Annotated in this window: 18 protein-coding genes and 1 pseudogene; 13 read left to right on the forward strand and 6 right to left on the reverse strand. The window is 62.9% G+C overall.

What is annotated here, in order from left to right; all coding sequences use genetic code 11:
- Positions 1-90 precede the first annotated feature (90 nt).
- The 3 genes from JQ609_RS24790 (at position 91) to JQ609_RS24800 (ending at position 4,213) form a co-directional block, all read left to right on the forward strand.
- Positions 91-963 carry a patatin-like phospholipase family protein gene (locus JQ609_RS24790; RefSeq protein ID WP_249128368.1) on the forward strand — a complete coding sequence of 291 codons (873 nt, stop codon included), beginning with the start codon at positions 91-93 and terminating at the stop codon, positions 961-963.
- A gap of 201 nt (positions 964-1,164) precedes the next feature.
- Positions 1,165-2,796, forward strand: a complete 1,632-nt coding sequence (locus JQ609_RS24795) for an FMN-binding glutamate synthase family protein (protein ID WP_212209701.1) — start codon at positions 1,165-1,167, stop codon at positions 2,794-2,796.
- 112 nt (positions 2,797-2,908) lie between these two features.
- Positions 2,909-4,213, forward strand: a complete 1,305-nt coding sequence (locus tag JQ609_RS24800; protein WP_212209700.1) for a hemolysin family protein — start codon at positions 2,909-2,911, stop codon at positions 4,211-4,213.
- Between the two features lie 24 nt (positions 4,214-4,237).
- Here the strand turns inward: JQ609_RS24800 and JQ609_RS24805 are convergent, their stop codons facing one another.
- Complete coding sequence (locus tag JQ609_RS24805) at positions 4,238-6,238, reverse strand: carbohydrate porin (protein ID WP_212275382.1); 2,001 nt, start codon at positions 6,236-6,238, stop codon at positions 4,238-4,240.
- A 479-nt stretch (positions 6,239-6,717) separates the two neighbouring features.
- Positions 6,718-7,539, reverse strand: a complete 822-nt coding sequence (locus JQ609_RS24810; protein ID WP_212275384.1) for a creatininase family protein — start codon at positions 7,537-7,539, stop codon at positions 6,718-6,720.
- Positions 7,540-7,677: 138 nt separating this feature from the next.
- On the opposite strand from JQ609_RS24810, the gene JQ609_RS24815 reads away from it, so the two are divergent.
- From JQ609_RS24815 to JQ609_RS24855, 9 genes and pseudogenes are all read left to right on the forward strand, one after another.
- The gene (locus tag JQ609_RS24815; protein ID WP_212275386.1) at positions 7,678-8,697 is read left to right on the forward strand and encodes an ABC transporter substrate-binding protein; all 1,020 of its coding nucleotides are present in this window, start codon (positions 7,678-7,680) and stop codon (positions 8,695-8,697) included.
- A gap of 5 nt (positions 8,698-8,702) precedes the next feature.
- Positions 8,703-9,503: an ABC transporter ATP-binding protein gene (locus JQ609_RS24820; RefSeq protein WP_212275388.1), complete on the forward strand. Its 801-nt coding sequence runs from the start codon at positions 8,703-8,705 to the stop codon at positions 9,501-9,503.
- Complete coding sequence (locus JQ609_RS24825) at positions 9,500-10,288, forward strand: ABC transporter permease (protein WP_212275390.1); 789 nt, start codon at positions 9,500-9,502, stop codon at positions 10,286-10,288. The genes JQ609_RS24820 and JQ609_RS24825 overlap by 4 nt, the downstream gene beginning before the upstream one ends.
- Positions 10,288-11,277, forward strand: a complete 990-nt coding sequence (locus tag JQ609_RS24830; protein ID WP_212275392.1) for a 2-hydroxyacid dehydrogenase — start codon at positions 10,288-10,290, stop codon at positions 11,275-11,277. Before JQ609_RS24825 ends, JQ609_RS24830 begins: the two co-directional genes overlap by 1 nt.
- Positions 11,278-11,423: 146 nt before the next feature.
- Positions 11,424-12,095, forward strand: a complete 672-nt coding sequence (locus tag JQ609_RS24835; RefSeq protein WP_249128383.1) for an AprI/Inh family metalloprotease inhibitor — start codon at positions 11,424-11,426, stop codon at positions 12,093-12,095.
- Between the two features lie 172 nt (positions 12,096-12,267).
- Positions 12,268-13,341, forward strand: coding sequence for a hypothetical protein (locus tag JQ609_RS24840; protein ID WP_212275396.1), 1,074 nt, complete (start codon positions 12,268-12,270; stop codon positions 13,339-13,341).
- 170 nt (positions 13,342-13,511) lie between these two features.
- Positions 13,512-13,883, forward strand: coding sequence for a YciI family protein (locus JQ609_RS24845; protein ID WP_192739251.1), 372 nt, complete (start codon positions 13,512-13,514; stop codon positions 13,881-13,883).
- Between the two features lie 72 nt (positions 13,884-13,955).
- Positions 13,956-14,348 carry a YciI family protein gene (locus JQ609_RS24850; protein ID WP_212275398.1) on the forward strand — a complete coding sequence of 131 codons (393 nt, stop codon included), beginning with the start codon at positions 13,956-13,958 and terminating at the stop codon, positions 14,346-14,348.
- 31 nt (positions 14,349-14,379) lie between these two features.
- A pseudogene (locus tag JQ609_RS24855) lies at positions 14,380-15,649 on the forward strand (RNA polymerase sigma factor).
- 2 nt (positions 15,650-15,651) lie between these two features.
- Here the strand turns inward: JQ609_RS24855 and JQ609_RS24860 are convergent.
- Complete coding sequence (locus JQ609_RS24860; RefSeq protein ID WP_192739249.1) at positions 15,652-15,963, reverse strand: putative quinol monooxygenase; 312 nt, start codon at positions 15,961-15,963, stop codon at positions 15,652-15,654.
- Positions 15,964-16,140: 177 nt separating this feature from the next.
- Between JQ609_RS24860 and JQ609_RS24865 the strand changes: the two genes are divergently transcribed.
- A complete protein-coding gene (locus JQ609_RS24865) occupies positions 16,141-16,518 on the forward strand; it encodes a hypothetical protein (RefSeq protein ID WP_212209691.1) in 378 nt (125 codons plus the stop codon).
- 128 nt (positions 16,519-16,646) lie between these two features.
- Here JQ609_RS24865 and JQ609_RS24870 read toward each other — a convergent pair whose 3' ends face one another.
- The 3 genes from JQ609_RS24870 to JQ609_RS24880 all read right to left on the reverse strand — a co-directional run bounded on the left by JQ609_RS24870 (position 16,647) and on the right by JQ609_RS24880 (position 18,711).
- Complete coding sequence (locus tag JQ609_RS24870; RefSeq protein ID WP_212209690.1) at positions 16,647-16,895, reverse strand: 4-oxalocrotonate tautomerase family protein; 249 nt, start codon at positions 16,893-16,895, stop codon at positions 16,647-16,649.
- Between the two features lie 36 nt (positions 16,896-16,931).
- On the reverse strand, positions 16,932-17,642 hold the full coding sequence (locus JQ609_RS24875; protein WP_212275400.1) for an SDR family NAD(P)-dependent oxidoreductase: 711 nt from the start codon (positions 17,640-17,642) through the stop codon (positions 16,932-16,934).
- A gap of 100 nt (positions 17,643-17,742) precedes the next feature.
- Positions 17,743-18,711, reverse strand: coding sequence for a LysR family transcriptional regulator (locus tag JQ609_RS24880; RefSeq protein ID WP_212209689.1), 969 nt, complete (start codon positions 18,709-18,711; stop codon positions 17,743-17,745).
- Between the last annotated feature and the right edge of the window lie 95 nt (positions 18,712-18,806).

Consider the following 18,806-nt stretch of genomic DNA (forward strand, 5'->3'; position numbering starts at 1 on the left):
CTCCCCCAGTAGCCCATCCCATTCCCCCGCTGCTATAACCCTCCCAACGCCATGCGGCCTGTGCCGACGCGGCGATCAGGGAGCCAGGCGTTGTCGGTACGCGATCAGATCGGCCCGGTGAAGACCGCCTTTGTGTTCGCCGGCGGCGGCAGCTTTGGCGCCATTCAGGTCGGCATGTTGCATTCGCTCGCCGCGCACGGAATTTCCGCCGATATGGTGGTCGGCTCCAGCGTCGGCGCCCTCAACGGCGCCTTCTATGCCGGCGATCCGACGCTCAAGGGCGTGGAGCGGCTGGGCGACATCTGGCGCGGATTAACCCGGCACGACGTGTTTCCGATGAGTTGGCGCGCGGTGCTGAGCTTTCTGTGGCGCCGCGATTTCCTGATTTCCCACGACGGCATCCGCAAGCTGATCGACGACCACATTCCCTATCGCAATCTGCAGGATGCCAAGGTGCCGGTGCATATCGTCACCACCGACATCATTTCCGGCGACAGCGTTGTGCTGTCGGAAGGCTCGACTTCGGAGGCGATCGTCGCTTCGACCGCGATCCCGGGCGCTTTCGCGCCGATCCCCTACAAGAATTACTATCTCGCCGATGGTGCGATCTCCAGCAACACGCCGATCCGGGTCGCGGTTCAGAAAGGCGCCAAGCGGTTGATCATCCTGCCAACCGGGCACGCCTGCGCCACGCAGGCTCCTCCCGTCGGCGCGGTCGCCAATGCGCTGCACGCGCTGACGCTGCTGATCGCGCGGCAATTGGTCATTGAGCTGGAGGGCCTCGATCCCGGCATCGAATATTTCGTGGTGCCGCCGCTATGCCCACTGGTGGGATCACCTTACGATTTTTCGCGCACCGCCGATCACATCGACCGCGCGATTGCCACGACAGATGCGTGGCTCGCCCACCATGGCCTGCAGCAGGGCAAGATTCCCGGGGAAATGCGGCTGCACAGCCACTGAGGCACGACGGTTACGCTGCACTGCAAAAGCAGCTTCCGATCAATTGATTCAACCACCACGGGCTTGTGCAAATATTTTGCGATCCCCTGTCACGTCGGCGACGGCTGGACCGTATATCGTATGGTGCTTATGCCAATGGTTGGATTAAGCTGCTGGCGGACAAGAATAATTCCGCAAGAATATTCCGGCTGAGGGGTTGTCATGGAAACGCTGTTGATGCCGTTCTCGCCACGCTACATCGTGCTGACGATCTGCGCGGTCGTCACGGCACTGCTGATCGGCATCGGCATCTTCGATCAAAATTTGAAGGTGTGGGAAATATTGCTGGTTCCCATCGTGATCTTCGGCGGGCTCACCGTTCTCGGCATTCGCGACCTCACGCAAGAGAGCCACGCGGTGCTGCGGAATTATCCGATCTCCGCGCACATCCGTTTTCTGCTGGAAGAGATCCGGCCGGAGATGCGGCAGTATTTCTTCGAGAGCGAGAAGGACGGCATGCCGTTCTCCCGCGATACCCGCGCGCTGGTCTATCAGCGCGCCAAGATGCAGCTCGACAAGCGGCCGTTCGGCACCCAGGAAGACGTCTATCGCGACGGTTATGAATGGATGCATCATTCGATGGCACCGAAGGCTCGCGCCGTCGAGCAGTTTCGCGTCACCATCGGCGGTCCGGATTGCACCAAGCCGTATTCGGCCTCGGTGTTCAACATTTCGGCGATGAGTTTTGGCGCGCTTAGTCCAAATGCCGTACGCGCGTTGAATGCGGGCGCCAAAAAAGGTGATTTCGCGCATGACACCGGCGAGGGCGGCGTCAGTCCCTACCACCGCGAGAACGGCGGCGACATCATCTGGGAAATCGGATCCGGCTATTTCGGCTGCCGCAACCGGGACGGCGGCTTCAATCCCGAATTGTTCGCGCGCATTGCTTCCGACGACCAGATCAAGATGGTCGAACTCAAGATCAGCCAGGGCGCCAAGCCCGGACACGGCGGCGTGTTGCCGGCGGCCAAGGTCTCGGAAGAGATTTCAAAGATCCGGGGCGTGCCGATGGGCGAAGACTGCATCTCGCCGGCCAGCCACCGCGCGTTTTCGACGCCGCTCGAAATGATGGCCTTCATCGGTGAAATGCGGCGGTTGTCCGGCGGCAAGCCCGCCGGATTCAAGCTGTGCGTCGGCCATCCCTGGGAGTTCCTGGCCATCTGCAAGGCGATGCTGCAGACCGGGATCTATCCTGATTTCATCGTGGTCGACGGCAATGAAGGCGGCACCGGCGCCGCTCCGCTGGAATTCATGGACCATCTGGGCATGCCGATGCGCGAGGGCGTCAATTTCGTCCATAACGCGTTGGTGGGCATCAACGCGCGCGACCGCATCCGCATCGGCGCCGCCGGCAAGATCGCGACCGCCTTCGACATGGCGCGCGCGATGGCGATCGGCGCCGATTGGTGCAATTCGGCGCGCGGCTTCATGTTTGCGCTGGGCTGCATCCAATCGCTGAGCTGCCATACCGACCGTTGCCCGACCGGGGTGACTACGCAGGACCCGTCGCGCGCGCGCGCGCTGGTGGTGCCGCACAAGATCGATCGCGTCTACAACTATCATCACGCCACCTTGCATGCGTTGGCCGAGCTGCTCGCCGCTGCTGGCCTCGACCATCCGCAGCAGTTACGGCCGATCCACTTCTCGCAGCGATCCTCCACGAACGACACATTGACGTTCGCGAAACTTTATCCGCCGCTGCGCCCGGGCGAGCTGATCGACGGCACCAGCGATGCACGCTTCCGCGACGCCTGGGATATGGCCCGGGCGGATTCGTTCCAGCCGGCGGGGTGAGCCTTCACGCTTACGTCATCCCGGCTCGAGGCCGGGACGACAAGCTATCGCCGCAGGGCCGCTGCTCTGATAAAGCCTCTCTCTGGAATGACTGCCCGTAAAAAGGGAGACAATGCTTTATCTGGAACTCGGGATCGTGACGGTCCTGATCATCACCAATGGCCTGCTTGCAATGTCGGAGCTTGCCATTGTCTCGTCGCGGCCGGCACGGCTCGCCGCGCTGGTCGAAAAGAACGTCACGGGTTCCCGCCGTGCACTCGCGCTGGCGTCTGATCCCGGCAAGTTCCTGTCGACGGTCCAGATCGGGATCACGCTGATCGGCGTGCTGTCGGGTGCGTTTTCCGGCGCCACGCTGGGCCAGCGCCTGACCAACCTGCTGGTCGAATCGGGATTGTCGAAAGGCCTGGCTGACGCGATCGGCGTCGGCGTCGTGGTGAGCGTCATCACCTACGCCTCACTCATCATTGGCGAATTGGTCCCCAAGCAAATCGCCTTGCGCGATCCGGAATCGGTGGCGGTGCGCGTGGCGCCCTACATGATGCTGCTCTCGAAAATTTCGTCGCCCCTGGTGTGGCTGCTGGATCGCTCCGGCAAGGGGCTGTTGTGGCTGCTCGGCCATCGGGGTGAAGCCGAAGACAAGGTCAGTGAGGACGAAATCCGCACATTGGTGGTCGAGGCCGAGAACGCCGGGGTACTCGAGCCCGGCGAAAAGGAAATGATCGCGGGCGTCATGCGTCTTGGCGATCTTCCAGTCGGCGCCGTCATGACGCCCCGCCCCGAAGTCAGCATGATCAATCTGGCGGATCCGCCTGAAATTATCTTTGCTGCGCTTGCCGGCAGCAACCATTCCCGCTTTGTGGTGTTCGACAAGGATCCGGATGCGGCGCTCGGCATTGTCCAGTCCAAGGACATGCTGGACAGCTATTTGTCAGGGCAGGCACCCGATATTCGCACGCTGGTCCGGGATGCGCCGATCATTCCGGAATTCCTCGATGCCAGGGACGTCGTCGCGGTGCTTCGTGACTCCCCCGTGCATATGGGGCTGGTGCATGATGAATACGGCGCCTTCCAGGGCGTCGTGACCAGTGCCGACATTCTCGAATCGATCGTCGGCGGTTTCCATACCGAAGAGGGGCCGCCCGAAGCGGCGGTGGTGAAACGGGACGACGGCTCGTATCTGATCTCGGGCTGGATGCCCGCCGTCGAATTTGCGAATTTGCTCCAGATCGTCCTGCCGTCGTCGCGGCAGTATCAAACCATGGCCGGCTTCCTGCTCCAGCAGTTCGGGGCGATACCTGGCGTCGGCGATCACGTGGAGGCGCAGGGCTGGCGCTTCGAGATCGTCGATCTCGACGGCCGGCGTATCGACAAGGCGCTGGCGACGCGCATCGACGATGCCGCCACGACGCCAGCGTGATGCCGAAGCTTCTGACGCCGAGGCTCAGAACTCCCCGTGCAAACGCCCGGAGAAAATATGCACGGGGCCACGGTCGCCATTATAGGCGGGGTTGGCAATCCGCTGATAGTCGGCGGTCAACGTGAAATTCTTGTCGATCGCGAACGCGTAGAAGGTCTCGAAGATACTTTCATTGCGGTAATTGAGGCGGCCGTCGCCGATCAAAAGGCCGAGGCCGCCCGCCGCCAGGAAGTCGCGATGGCCAGATGAGAGTCCGTTGACGGCGCCGCCGATGCCGAACGTATCGCTGGGGCGGCCCCAATAGCTGCCCTTGACCGATAACCCGGCGGAAACGCTGCGATCCACGTCGGTGAAGGACAGGATTTCGTTGCGCCCGTCGTTCCAACTCGCGCGGGCGAACATCCCGACATCCCTAATGATCTGCTGTTCGGCGTTGATGTAGAATCCGTATTTGGTGTTTTCGCGCCGGATGCCGACGATGACGTCGTTGATGTCAAGCGTCGGGTCCGCCGCTGCTATCCCCAGCGCGTTCCGGTAGCTGCCGGTGTTGCCGCGATTGCCGAAAATGCCGAGCCTGAGCTTGCCGGGCTGATCGAAGATCGTGTGGCGCTCCTCGAATTCAACCACCGCGCCGCCGGACTTGAACACCAGGACGTCGCTGTTCGGCGCGTTGGGGACCTGGAACAGGCCGGCGCGAATTGCCCAGTCCTTGCGGTTGAGTTCGACCACGGCGCCACGGGTGAAGCCGGGGAGGTCGGCGGGGAAATCGTAGGCCGCAGATGACCACATCGCCCAGTTCATGAAGTCGACGCGGGGATCCTTGGCGTAGGAGTTGCCGTCAAAATAGTCGCCGACCGCGAAGCGGCCGACTGTGACCGTGACGCGGTCGATGTCGCGCTTGCCCGCCAGTTGCATCGGACCGTCGGCGACGTCTTCCTGCTCGCCGCCGAGGCCGAAGGTCTGGCGAAAGACGTAGCGCTGCGGGCGATATTTCGGATAGGGCGCGCCGCCTTTCTGGGCTTCGCCGTTGGAGAAGCCGGCAAGTCCCAGCGTGCTGTTGAGGCCAAAACCCTGCGCCAGTTCGGGGTTGAAATAGAACTCGCCGCCCTGCCACAGCCGCCAGCCGAGAAACACGTCCGCGGTCCAGGTCTGGCGGCCCTGGCCGCCGCCCGGAAGACTGTTGGTGCCCTCATAGGGCGAGCGCATGCGGGGATAGGCTTGCGCGATAACCGTGGTCTGACCGTGCACATTCCAGTTTTTCGGCTCGGCAAGCGCGGTGCGTCCATCGACCGGTGTGGGACCCGCCCAAGGCGGCGTCTCCCACAGCCGGTAATTCAGTCCGAGCTTGAGCAGATGAATGTTGGGATCGACGTTGACGCGCGGCAATCCGACATCTGTCAGGTCATAGGTCCGCGGCGCCAGGTCGACATAGTTGTATTCGGCCTTGGCAGTCCAGTTGCCGCCGACCGCCACCTCGATGCCGAGGCCCGCGGTCCAGCCGACATGCGTGAGGTACCGCTTCGGCGGGATGATGACCCCGGTGTCGTTGAGGTTGACATGGGTGCTTCCCCAAGCGAGGCCGCCCGTGACGTAGGGCATCCACGTTCCCATCGCGTAGCCGACCCGGCCGCGCGCGGTTGCGATGTAATCGATGGTGCTGTTGAACGGCACCGGCGCGAGCCGCGGAATGTCCACCGGACTGCCGAACGAAACGTCAGCCTCCACACCGAGCACGACCCTGTTGGCCAGCTGGTGGTTGTAGCCGGCCTGATAGCCGCCGGTCAGTCCCGTGACGCTGTGGGGAAGGAACACGCCCTGCAAGGGCTCGGTGTTGGTGTTCGGGCCCAGGCTGCCGGCGCCATAACCGGCATGGCCGCCCACATAGAAACCAGTCCAGTTATAGACGGCCTTGAGTGCAGGCGCCTTGAGAGACAGATCAGCCGCCAGGACGGGACTGGCGAGCGTCATGGCACCGACGGCGGCGCCAGCCAAAACATGCTGCAGGGAATGGCGGTACGAACCCATGGTGCGGCCTGGTCCAGCGCGAAGCGGGCTGCGGTCTCGCACCATCACTGCAGATTTGAACGCCGGCCGCCACCCAAGAAATGAAGTCATCAACCCCGCCGCCCCCGGTCGGCTTCTTCCCGATTCGTCCGCTCAAAGCCAGATCGGAAAAACGCACCATACACCCCAATCCCAGTTGCAATTAACTCGCAACAATAAGGCGATGGAGTCCGCCTTGGATGGCATTGCTGCATGACGGTTTTGCAACAGCGGTGGGGCAGGGATGGCTGGCCCAAAAAAATGACCCGCCCGGGGGGACAACCGGGCGGGTCTGGTTCGGCACAGGGTGGATGAGGCGCCATGCCGGACAGGGAACCACGAGAGCAGCCGTAAGGCGGTCAACGTGGTCCGCACCCAGTTGGACGGAGCCATCCCGATTCCGGTTCGAACGAAGTTTGGGCAATCCGGATGGTAGATTATTCGGCAGTCTATACAGTCGCTTAGAGGATGTAATCGGGCCCGGTCGCCAGCCGCTTCACGTCGAATTTATCGACATCGTCAAGCAATTCGCAGAACGCGCGGGCGCCGTGATCGAGCAGCTTCTCGCCCTTTTCGGCGGAGGCCTGGGTGGCGTCGCCGATGGCGCCGCTGCCGTGCAGGTCCTGCGCCTGCCAGGCGAATGGCGCGGGCCGATGCGCCGACAGCCAGCGGTGATCCTTTTCCATCGCGATGCTGCTCGGGCGAAAATCGATGATCGCCTGCTCGCGCACGGTTTGCGGATATCGCGCCAGCATGATCGAGGTCTCAATCGCGCCGCCATGGATGCCGTGGCGCAGTTCTTCCGCCGAAAACAGTCCGTCCGGGACACCGAAGCGCGACCAGCTGGTGGTGACCACGAACAGTCCATGTTGTGCGCGAAGATCCTGCGCGACCAGCGTCATCGCCGCGCTGTTGCCGCCGTGGCTCGTCACCATGACGAGCTTCCTGACGCCGGCGCGCGCGACGCTTTCGCCGAGCGCCATCCAGCTCTTCAGCGCGATTTCAGTGGGTAGCGTCAGCGTGCCCGGATAATCGATATGTTCGGTGGAAATCCCGACCGGCTGCAGTGGCAGGAACGTGACCGGAACGCTCGCCGGCAGCAGCTCGCGTACCCGCGCCAGATAGGCCTCGCCGATCATGACGTCGGTGCCGACAGGCAAATGCGGGCCGTGCTGTTCGGTTGCCGCCAGCGGCAGCACCGCGATCCAGCGCTCGGGGCCGCTGGCTGCGATATCGGGCCAGTGGATGTCGGTCCAGTTGCGGGGCGGAACGGGCGAAGTCATCGAGCCAAGCGTTTCTTTGAATGGATTTGCAGGGTAGTTTGTTAGCCAACCAGGGACGATATCTCCCTCCTTGGGGGCGTGATCCACGTCCACACCCTCCTTATCATGGGGGGCCAGAATGATCGACGGAGTCCAACCATGCACCCGGCCTTTTTGCCGCGAACGTTAACCGCAGCCCTATTGGCGCTGGTGGCCGCGCTGGTGCCTGCGCGCGGGCAGACCCTCGACAAGGTCTCGTTTGGAACCAACTGGGTCGCGGAAGCCGAGCATGGCGGCTTCTTCCAGGCGGTCGCCGACGGCACCTACAAGAATTACGGGCTTGACGTCACCATCGTGCCGGGCGGCCCCAACACCAACAACCGCATGCTGCTGATCGCCGGCAAGCTCGATTTCTTCATGAGCGCGAACACGCTGCAATCCTTCGATGCGGTCACCAACAAGGTGCCGCTGGTGGCGGTCGCCGCCATCTTCCAGAAGGATCCGCAGGTCTTTCTGACCCATCCGGAATTCAAGATCAGCAAACTGGAGGATCTCAAACCGTTGACGCTGCTGGTGTCGAAGGAAGGCATTACGAGCTATTTCCAGTGGCTGAAGTCGGAGTATGGGTTCAGCGAGAGCAAGGTCAAACCCTACACCTTCAATTCGCAGCCTTTCATCGTGAACAAGCAAAGCGCGATGCAGGGCTATGTCACCTCCGAGCCGTACGCGGTCGAAAAGGCCGCCGGCTTCAAGCCGAACGTCGTGCTGCTGGCCGACTACGGTTTCAACGCCTATTCGACCCTGGTCGAGACCCGTACCGAGATCGTCGACAAGAAGCCCGACCTGGTGCAGCGCTTCGTCGATGCGTCCATGATCGGCTGGTACAATTATCTCTACGGCGACAACACGCCGGGCAATGCCATGATCAAGAAGCTCAATCCGGAAATGACCGATGAACTCTTGAAATATTCCACGGCCAAGATGAAGGAATACGGCATCGTCGATTCCGGCGACACCTTGAAGGATGGCATCGGCGCCATGACCGATGCCCGCGTCGCCAGCTTCTTCGACAAGATGGTGCGCGCCGGCGTGGTTCGCCGCGATATCGACTACCGCCAGGCCTATACGCTGCGCTTCATCAACAAGGGCGTCGGCCTCAATCTGCGGCCGAAGAACTAGGCGTGATGGCCGGTCCCGCTCTGTCTGAAGCCGATGCGATGGCGGTGAGCCTTGGTGACGTCACCAAGGTCTATGACAATGACGTGGCCGCGCTTGGACCGTTCGACCTCGACGTCAAGCGTGGCGAATTCGTCTCCTTGCTAGGCCCCTCCGGCTGCGGCAAATCCACCGCCTTGCGGCTGATTGCGGGACTGACCACGCCGAGTTCGGGTGTGGTTGCCGTTTCGCACCACGCGAACGAAACCCGCGCGGGTCATGACATCGGCTTCGTGTTTCAGGAGCCGACCCTGATGCCGTGGGCCAGCGTGCAGGACAATGTCCGGCTGCCGCTGAAGCTTGCCGGCATGGCGACGACGGAAGCGGACCGGCGGATCAGCGAGGCGCTGGCGCAGGTCGCCCTGTCGGAGTTCGCCGCTGCATACCCGCGCGAATTGTCCGGCGGCATGAAGATGCGGGTATCGCTGGCGCGGGCGCTGGTCACCCGTCCGGATATCCTGCTGATGGACGAGCCGTTCGCCGCACTCGACGAGATCACGCGCTTCCGTCTCAACAACGATCTCCTGGAGTTGTGGCGCAAGCTGAATATGACGGTCATCTTCGTCACCCATTCGGTGTTCGAGTCGGTGTATCTGTCGCAGCGCGTGGTCGTGATGTCGTCACGGCCGGGGCGCGTCAGCGCTGAATTTCGTATCGACACGCCGGAGCCGCGGGTCGAGGACTTCCGGATGTCGGCTTCCTATGCCGCCTATTGCCGCGAGGTCTCACAAGCGCTGGTGCCCTCCTATTCGGGGCGAACAAGCGCATGAGTTCTTCACGGGATTTTGTTCGGTTCTTGCTACCCGTCGTGGTGCTCGCCGCCGGCATCGCGTTGTGGGAGCTGGTGGTGCGCGTCAACGACATCCAGCCTTATGTGCTGCCGGGGCCGTCAGCGGTGTTCCAGACGCTGGTCGCGGACTGGCCGGTGCTATCGGAATCCCTCGGCGTCACCTTGCTGACCACGCTGGAAGGCTTCATCGCCGCCGCGATCGGCGGCGTCGCGCTGGCGCTGTTGTTCAATCAATCGAAATGGCTGGAATATTCGCTGTTTCCCTATGCGGTGATCCTGCAGGTCACGCCTGTGATCGCGATCGCACCGTTGCTGCTGATCTATTTGCAGCAACAAACCGCGGTCATCGTTTGCGCCTGGATCGTCGCCTTCTTTCCGGTGCTGTCCAACACCACGCTCGGGCTCAATTCGGTCGACCGCAATCTGGCCGGCCTGTTCAGCCTCTATGGCGCGTCGCGGCTGCAGACGCTGCGGTACCTGAAATTGCCGACAGCATTGCCCTATATTCTCGGTGGATTGCGGATCGCAGGCGGACTATCCCTGATTGGCGCAGTGGTCGCCGAAATCGCGGCTGGCACGGCGGGCGCAGGCTCGGGCCTCGCGTTCCGTATTGCCGAGTCCGGCTACCGTCTCAACATTCCCCGAATGTTCGCCGCTCTGCTGTTGCTCTCCGTCGCCGGGATTGTCATCTATGGGCTGCTGGCGCTAATTTCGCATCTGGTACTGCGGCGCTGGCATGAAAGCGCGCTTCGAAAGGAAAACTGATGGCTGCCGGAACTATTTCGTCCGAAAAGATCGATTTGCTGGTCTACGGGCCGATCAGGCCGATCCTCGAAAACGGCTTCTCCGACCAATATGTATTGCACAAGGCGGAGAGCCGGGCGGATCTCGAACGGCTGACGCCGGACGTGCTGGCCAAGACCCGCGCCATGGCGGTCACCTATCATTCGGTGCCGGCCGATGCCAAGGCGCTGTCGCATTTTCCGAAGCTCGAGATCATTGCCAGCTTCGGCGTCGGCTACGACCACGTCGATTGCAACTATTCGCGCGAACACAATGTGGTGGTCACCAACACACCCGATGTGCTGACCGAAGAGGTCGCCGACGTCGCGATGGGGCTGTTGATCTCGACCTTGCGCGAATTCGTCAAGGCCGACCGCTATCTGCGTTCGGGCCTGTGGCAGACGCAGAATTATCCCCTGAGCGTCGGCTCGCTGCGCGACCGCAAGGTCGGCATTGTCGGCATGGGCCGCATTGGCCAGGCGATCGGCCGCCGGCTGGAGGCTTCGCTGGTGCCGGTCTCCTATCATTCGCGCAACCCGTCATCGGCGGTCTCCTACAAGCATTACCCCGACCTGCTGGAAATGGCGAAGGCGGTCGACACCCTGATCGTGATCGTGCCGGGCGGCGCCTCTACCGCGAAGATGATCAATGCCGATGTCCTCAAGGCGCTTGGGCCGCGCGGCGTATTGATCAACGTGGCGCGTGGCTCGGTCGTCGACGAAGAGGCGCTGGTCGCGGCGCTGAAGTCGGGGACGATCCTGGCGGCGGGGCTCGACGTGTTCGCCAACGAGCCGAGCGTGCCGGACGATCTGAAAGCCATGCAAAACGTCGTGCTGCTGCCGCATATCGGCTCGGCCTCGGTGGTCACACGCAATGCGATGGACCAGCTCGTGGTCGATAACATCAAGAACTGGTTTGCCGGCAAGGCGCCACTGACGCCTGTGCCGGAAACGCCGGTGAAGGGGCGCTGATGCCTTGCGTAGCGTTTTCCAGCGAAGTGGTCCCGGTTCGCGGCAAGAAAACGCGTCAAAATAAGGAATCCAGAGCCCCGTTTCGATCCAATCGAAACGGAAAGGGCTCTGGCCGCCCAGGTGTCGCGGTCGCAGTGCTATGGGCGCTGCTTGCCGTTCTGCTTGCTTCCGGGTCACCGGCGCGGTCGCAGGGCGGGCCGAACCTGCAGAAGGACATGGTCGGGCAGTGGGAGCTTGCGACCACCGAACGCAGCAAGACCTGCGTCGTCACGTTCAAGGGCGATGCGACGCCGCAGGGATTGAAACTGGAACTCGAGTCCGGCTGTGCGGCGGCGCTGCCCTTCACCAAGGATATCATCGCCTGGAATATCAAGGGCCTCGGCGACATCGTGCGGCTGCAGGATGCCGCCGGCCAGCCGGTGATCGATTTCACCGAAGTCGAGAGCGGCATTTTCGAAGGACTGCGGACCGGCGAAGGCGTCTACATCCTGCAGAATCTCGCAGCCGCCCGCTCGCTCGCCAAATCGATGGACCAGATGATCGGCGACTGGTCGATGGTGCGCGGCAATGGCAAGGCGATCTGCGGCCTGACGCTCACCAACACCGAGGCGACCGGCGATAATTTCCAGGTGTTTTTGAAGCCGCGCTGTGATCCCGCGGTGGCTGCGTTCGCGCCCAACCAGTGGCGGCTCGATCACGGCCGGATGATATTGCTGTCGGCCAGCGGCCAGACCTGGCAGTTCGAGGCCGACGACAATGCGCAATGGCGGCGTGTGCCCGACAGCGCCGATCCCCTGATCATGATCCGGGGGCAGTAGGCACCATCCGCGCCGGCCCCGACCACAGGAGGGCCCGGCGGAACCTTTTTCGCTGTCGCAGCCTTTCTTCTAAGCCGCAGCGATCACCAATTGGTGTCGCCAGGGCACGCGCACGCGGTTCGGTCGGGTGGAAGCTGAACGGCAGCGGGACAGGAACCGTAGGAATTCGGTCATGTCGCTCTTGGGCTGTTTGCAGCGCATGTTGATTGCGCCCATTACCTTCCTAATTTTGACGGCTGCGGGATCGGCTTCGGCGCAGTCATCGGTTCCACCCCACCTTGCGGGCTGGTGGATCGCGGTCGACAACGTCGCCTTTCCGCCGCTGTGGCGGGACGGCACCATCGTGCCGATGGAGGAGCTTCTCATCATCGAGAGCGACGGGCGGTTCGAGAACCGCATGATGGGATTTTACGGTATCGATCCCGGCTATTGCGCCAAGGAAAATCTCTGCAGCGATGCACCGCTGGTGGCCACCGGACGGCTCGCGCTTTCAGGTTCGGCCCCTGCCACCGGCAAGGAACAGATCCTTGCATCCGGAAGCAAACTCCTTTTCAGCGATATCAGTACCGCGGCGAACCGAATTGATTCGCCGCGCGGCGATCCGATCATCCGCGCGCGCAGCGTGAGCGCAACAAGTGCCTGGATGGTCGAGGGTCGGGTGGATGTGGACGACGGTACCCTCTTCTTGCGTCAGGCCGCAGGTGAAGAACCGCGTGTCTTCGTCAAGATAGAGCCCGAAAAATTGCGCCGGCTGCGCGCGGGCATCATGGTGTCCGAGCTCTCCGCCCTGCAGCATTGGCGCTGCTATCTCGCTTCCGCCACCGGCGGAGACGTCAGGTTGATGCCGCTGCGCAATGACAAGCCGATGCTGCCCGCGGTCCGCGACTACATCGCGGCTGCGCACTATTATCTGACCGCACTGACCTATGCGGGCCGGCCGACGGTCGACGATCCCGATACCAACCAGCGCCGGCTTGCCTGGGTCGCGCTCGAGGACCTGATGGCCGGATCGTCGGGAAAGCTGCCGCAGCCCAGGACCGTTCAGGAGCGGCGCGAGGTCAAGGCGGTTGCCAGATATCTCACCGTGGTGGTCAAGGGCGAGCAGCCCGAGGCGGCAAAGGCCATGATGGCACGGGAATTCCCCGGCGTCCCCTTGCGCCAGGATCTGACCGAACCGGAAATATTGGCGTTGACGACCTATTTGCGCGGTGGCGCGGATCGAAACCGGCTGTTTTGCACCGGATGAGGCCAGGATTACTGCCGAGGCTGCGCTGATCTGGGATCGCCGCGTCCATTGGTCCCCTCGAAAAATTGTCAAAACCCCTGTCGATTCCCGGCAATCCCGTTCGTCGTCTGAAATAGCGGGACAGTTCCGCGGGCTCGGTGCCTGCGGCTCGCCTCAAACAGGAGTTTTTCATGCGCTTCATGTCGATCGTCATGTCGTCCCATCCGCCCGCGGAGCCGCCGGCAGCAATGATGGAGGCGATGAACAAGCTCGCCGACAGGGAAATCAAGGCCGGCCGCATGCTGGACACCGGCGGGTTGATGCCGCTGGCGATGGGTGCGCAGGTGCGCATCACCGACGGCAAGCTCAGCGTCGTCGATGGCCCGTTCGTGGAGGCCAAGGAAGTAATCGGCGGCTACGCGATATCAGAACTGCGCAGCAAGGAAGAGGCGGTGGCGCTGGCGAAGGAATTCATGCAGCTCCACGTCGATCACATGCCGGGCTGGGAAGGGACGTGCGAGATTCGCGCGTTCTTCGACGGCGCGCCGGGCGAGTGTTCCTGATCATCGCCGTTCGCCATCCCGGCCGCCGCTAGCCAGCGATAGTGGTGGCTGGCTCACAAGGGAGTTCTTCACATGCGCTTCATGTATATCGTTACGCCTGTCCACCCCACACCGCCGACGCCCGAACTGATGGCGGCCGTGCACAAGCTCGCCGAACGCGAAATCAAGGCGGGCCGCATGGTCACCAGTGGTGCGCTACAACCGCGCACATCGGGCGCGCAGGTGCGGATCACGGACGGCAGGCTCGGTGTCGTGGACGGGCCGTTCGTGGAAGCCAAGGAAGTGATCGGCGGCTATGCGATCTTCGAACTCCGCGACAAGCAGGAGGCGATCGAGAAGGCGGTCGAGTTCATGCAGGTCCACCGCGACTACATGCCGGGTTGGGAAGGCACGTGCGAAGTCCGCGCTTTTGTGACGGCGGATTGGGAGGCGGCCTGCTCGGTCAGTGCGCGGGCCGCCTCTTGAGGCCCTCACCATGCAAGCAGCGTCGGCGGCGATGACCGCCGCCGACATCCATCGCACCGTTGTCGCCGTCTGGCGCATCGAGCAGCCGCGGCTGCTCACCAGCCTGTCGCGGATGCTGCGCGACGTGCCGCTGGCCGAGGACCTGACGCAGGAAGCGCTGCTGGCGGCGATCGAGCACTGGCCTGTCACGGGCGTTCCGGAAAAGCCCGGCGCCTGGCTGATGGCGATCGCCAAGCGGCGCGCACTGGATCATCTGCGCCGCCGCCAGATGCTCACCCGCAAGCACGAGATCGTGGCGCGGGACATGGAGCAGGAACAGCAGGCCATGCCCGATTTCGACAGCGCACTCGACGACGATATCGGCGATGAATTGCTGCGGCTGATCTTCACTGCCTGCCATCCGCGCCTATCGCGCGAAGCCCGCGCCGCGCTGGCGCTGCGGATGATTTGCGGCCTGACCACGGACGAGATCGCGCGCGCCTTCCTGCTGCCGGAGGCGACCATTGCCCAAAGGATCGTGCGGGCAAAGCGGACGCTGTCGGAATCAGGTCTCGCTTACGAGACCCCGCGCGGCGAGGAGCTTTCCGATCGGCTCGCCTCGGTGCTGGAGGTCGTCTACCTCATCTTCAACGAAGGCTATACCGCGGCCCGCGGCGACGAATGGCTGCGGCCGCAGCTGTGCAACGATGCGCTGCGGATGGGGCGCGTGCTGACCTCGATCGCGCCTCAGGAATCCGAAGCGCATGGCCTGCTGGCGCTGATGGAATTGAATGCCTCGCGCATCGCCGCGCGCACCGACAAAGCCGGCGATCCGATCCTGCTGATGGACCAGAACCGCGGACTGTGGGACCAACTCCAGATCCGCCGCGGCATGTCGGCACTGGCGCGGGCGGACGAACTTGGCGGCGCCGCCGGTTTCTATGCCTTGCAGGCGGCGATCATCGCCTGCCACGCTCAGGCGTCGGCGCCCGATGAAACTCCTTGGCCGCGGATTGCAGAACTCTACGCCGAATTGGCCGCATTGGTGCGCTCGCCCATCATCGAACTCAACCGCGCCGTTGCGGTCGGCATGGCCGAGGGACCGGCAGCGGCGCTTGCGATCGTGGACCGTCTTGTGCACGAGCCGGCGCTGAAGACCTACCACCTGCTGGGAAGTTCGCGGCGATCTGCTGCACAAACTCGGGCGCTTCGAAGAAGCGCGCGCCGCGTTCGAGGCCGCCGCCAGTCTCGCTGGCAACAAGCGCGAGCAGGAATTGTTGAAGCGGCGCGCCGCCGAAGCAGGCAGCGGCGCGCCGGCTTGAGCCTAAATGAAGCGGAACTGCGAGCGTTCGCGCTTCGCAAGTTTTGGAATCGCCTGGCCGACGATGATGTTCTTGAAGTGCGGCGTTTGCTGATGATCGGCGAAGGCTGCTTCGCCCGCGAACACCTCGTAGAAGAAGTATTTCCGCGGCTCGGCCAGGTTCTGATGGATCTGGAATTCCTTCACGCCGGGCTCGCGCTGCGCCTGCGGCAGGAAATCTTTCAGTAGACTGGCGACCGCCGCTTCCTCGCCCGGATTGACCTCCCAGAACGCGGTGACGACCAGGCTTTGGTTGGCGTTGTCGATTGCTGCCATGTTGTTCTCCTGTGAAACATCCAGCGCCGATACCGGCGACTGACGTCCATCCTAGTCGGGATCACGACATCGATGCTTCGGCGTCAATCGAATTGTCATATCAAGACGGGATTGGGAACCGGCGCGAGGATCCACGCGTTTGGTCCGCGAGCGCTTCACCCGATATGGAACCAACGCATGGCGAAAAAGACCGTGCTCGCGATCGGCATCGAGCCTTCGTTTGTGGATTTCAACGCCTTTCCGGGGCTGACACCCGAACTCGTCAGGAATTTCATCGAGGCGCAAATCGAAATACTGCGCGCGCTCGGCTACGACGCGGAGAGCTGTCTGATCGATCCCGGCGAAACCGCCGAGGCGGTGACCGTTGCCGCGCTCAAATCGAGACATCTGGATTGCGTGGTGATCGGCGCCGGCCTGCGCGAGCCCCCGGAACGACTGCTGCTGTTCGAGAAGATCATCAATCTCGTCCTGATCCACGTGCCGCATGTCCGGATCTGCTTCAACACTACGCCGGCGGATACGGCAGAAGCGGTGCAGCGCTGGGTCAGGCCGTGAGGAGCGGAAGCTATCTTCCTCGTTCGGTCGTGGTAACGAGGTCAATCGCCAGCGAGACGGTGACAGCGTCCGCGCCGATCACGAACAGGGTGGCGTAGTCCCTGTCCGTATTTCGAGCATCCTTCCCGCTAGCCTGCGGAGCCCGTGCGCGCGCTCGCACGCTTCTTTCGGTAGTCGAGCACGGGAAGCCCACCCCAACCCCAATTGCCGGTGTCGACTTCGTCGATGACGACGAATGTCGACTCCAGCGGCTTCTTGAGCACGTCGAGCAGCAGCTGGCTGACGCCCTTGATCAGGGCGGCCTTTTCTTCAGGCGTGGCCGCGTCGGCACCGGGGTGGGTGCCTTCGCGGGTGATCTGGATGGTAACGATGGGCATGTTCATTGTCCTTGCTGGAGTTGTTCCGAATGGCTGTCAGTGACCGGCGCTCTGGCCGCCATCGACATGCAGGATCTCGCCGGTGACGAAGGCGGCTCCTTCCAGGAACAGCACGGCGTCGACGATGTCCTTGGCTTCGCCCATGCGCCCGACCGGATGCAGATTGGCCAGGAATTCGTGCGTTTCGGGTTTGTGCATCGGGGTCTTGATGACTCCCGGGGAGACAGCGTTGACGCGGATGCCTCGCTTTGCGTACTCAATCGCCAGGGATTTGGTGGCGGCGTTCAAACCGCCCTTGGTCAGCGAGGCCAGCACCGAGGGAACGTTGCTGTTGGCATGGTCGACCAGGCTGGTCGTGATCTGCACGATGTGACCCGAACCCTGCTTCAGCATCTCGGCCGCGGCGAGTTTTGTCAGGTAGAAGAAGCTCCCAACATTGGTTGCAATGACCGACGCAAAATCCTCGGCGGTATAGCTGGTGAACGGCTTGGCGACGAAGATGCCGGCATTGTTGACTAGGGAATCGATGCGGCCGAAACGCTCCAGCGCCTGCGACACGATTTTCTGCGCGGTCGCCGGGTCGGAAACGTCGCCCGCGACGGTCAGAACATCCGGATCGCTGGACGGCCTGATCGAACGGGAATTGGCGACGACGCGGTAGTTGCGATCGCGATATCCCTTCACCAGATCCGCGCCGATACCCTGCGATGCGCCGGTGATGATGACGACTTTCTGTTCCTTACCCATGGTAGCCTCCTGATCTCTGTGAAGCGGCAGGTTTGCCGCCGGGCCGTGTGGCGCCGATGGAGATCAGGCTAGTTCTTCCAGGTTTCGGTGCGAATGCCCCCTATTCGGAAGGCACTCTTCCGCCGCGCGCACGAATGGCGCTGGCGTTCTTGTCGGCCTCGCTCGAAAGCCGAGTGAAATACCGCTTCAGGCGCGGCGCGGCAAAGTCGACAAAGGCGCGCACCTTCGGTACCGACAAGCGCCCCTGCGGCGCCAGCAGGTGGACCGGCAGCGGCGGGTGTTCGTCCTTGCCGAGCAGCAGTTGTAGTCGCCCGTCGCGGATTTCGTCGGCGATGTGATAGGAAAACAGCCGCGTGACCCCGTGCCCTTCCGTCGCGGAGGCGATCGCCGCGCGAACCGTGTTGACGACCAGCCGCGGCGCGAACTGGACCACCCGTGGAACGGAGGATCCCTTCAGCGGCGGGAAGCTCCAGGAATCCAGTCCGAAATGGGTCATGGCGACAATACGGTGCTTTGCCAGATCGGCCGGTTCGCGGATGACGGGATGCCGCGCCAGATATCCCGGTGACGCCGCGATCACGCGGCGAACTTCGCCGACACGCACTGCGACGAAATTCGAATCGGCGAGATGTGCGATGCGGAGCGCAACGTCGATGCCCTCGTCGATCAGATTCACCGGCCGGTCGAGCAGAACGAGGCGCGCGGTCACCGCCTGATATTCGTTCATGAAGGCTTCGAGGATCGACCGCAAAATATCTTCACCGGTGATGATGGGCGCGGTCAGGGTCAGCGTGCCGCGTGGCGCCGAGCGTTCGCTGCCGGCGACGAGATCGGCCTCCTCGAGTTCGACGAGGACGCGGCGGCACGCCGCGACATAGCGCTCGCCGGCCTCACTCAGCTTCAGCGACCGCGTCGTGCGATGCAGCAGTTCAGCCCCGACATGGTTCTCGAGGAAGGCGATCGCGCGGCTCACGGCGGCCGGTGACCGGCGCAGGCGCCGGCCGGCACCGGCGAGGCTGCCCTCGTCGACGGCGGAGACAAAGACTTTCATCGCGTCGATGCGGTCCATTTGTTCTTCCGCCTAAGGGAACACTGGCCGTCCGGTCATAGGCATTCTTCCGCGGGGCGGCAAGGTGGCCTACCTGGGCTGCCAAATCTAGCTTC

The sequence above is a fragment of the Bradyrhizobium sp. AUGA SZCCT0169 genome, from assembly GCF_018130085.1.
In the GTDB taxonomy this organism is placed as follows: Bacteria; Pseudomonadota; Alphaproteobacteria; order Rhizobiales; family Xanthobacteraceae; genus Bradyrhizobium.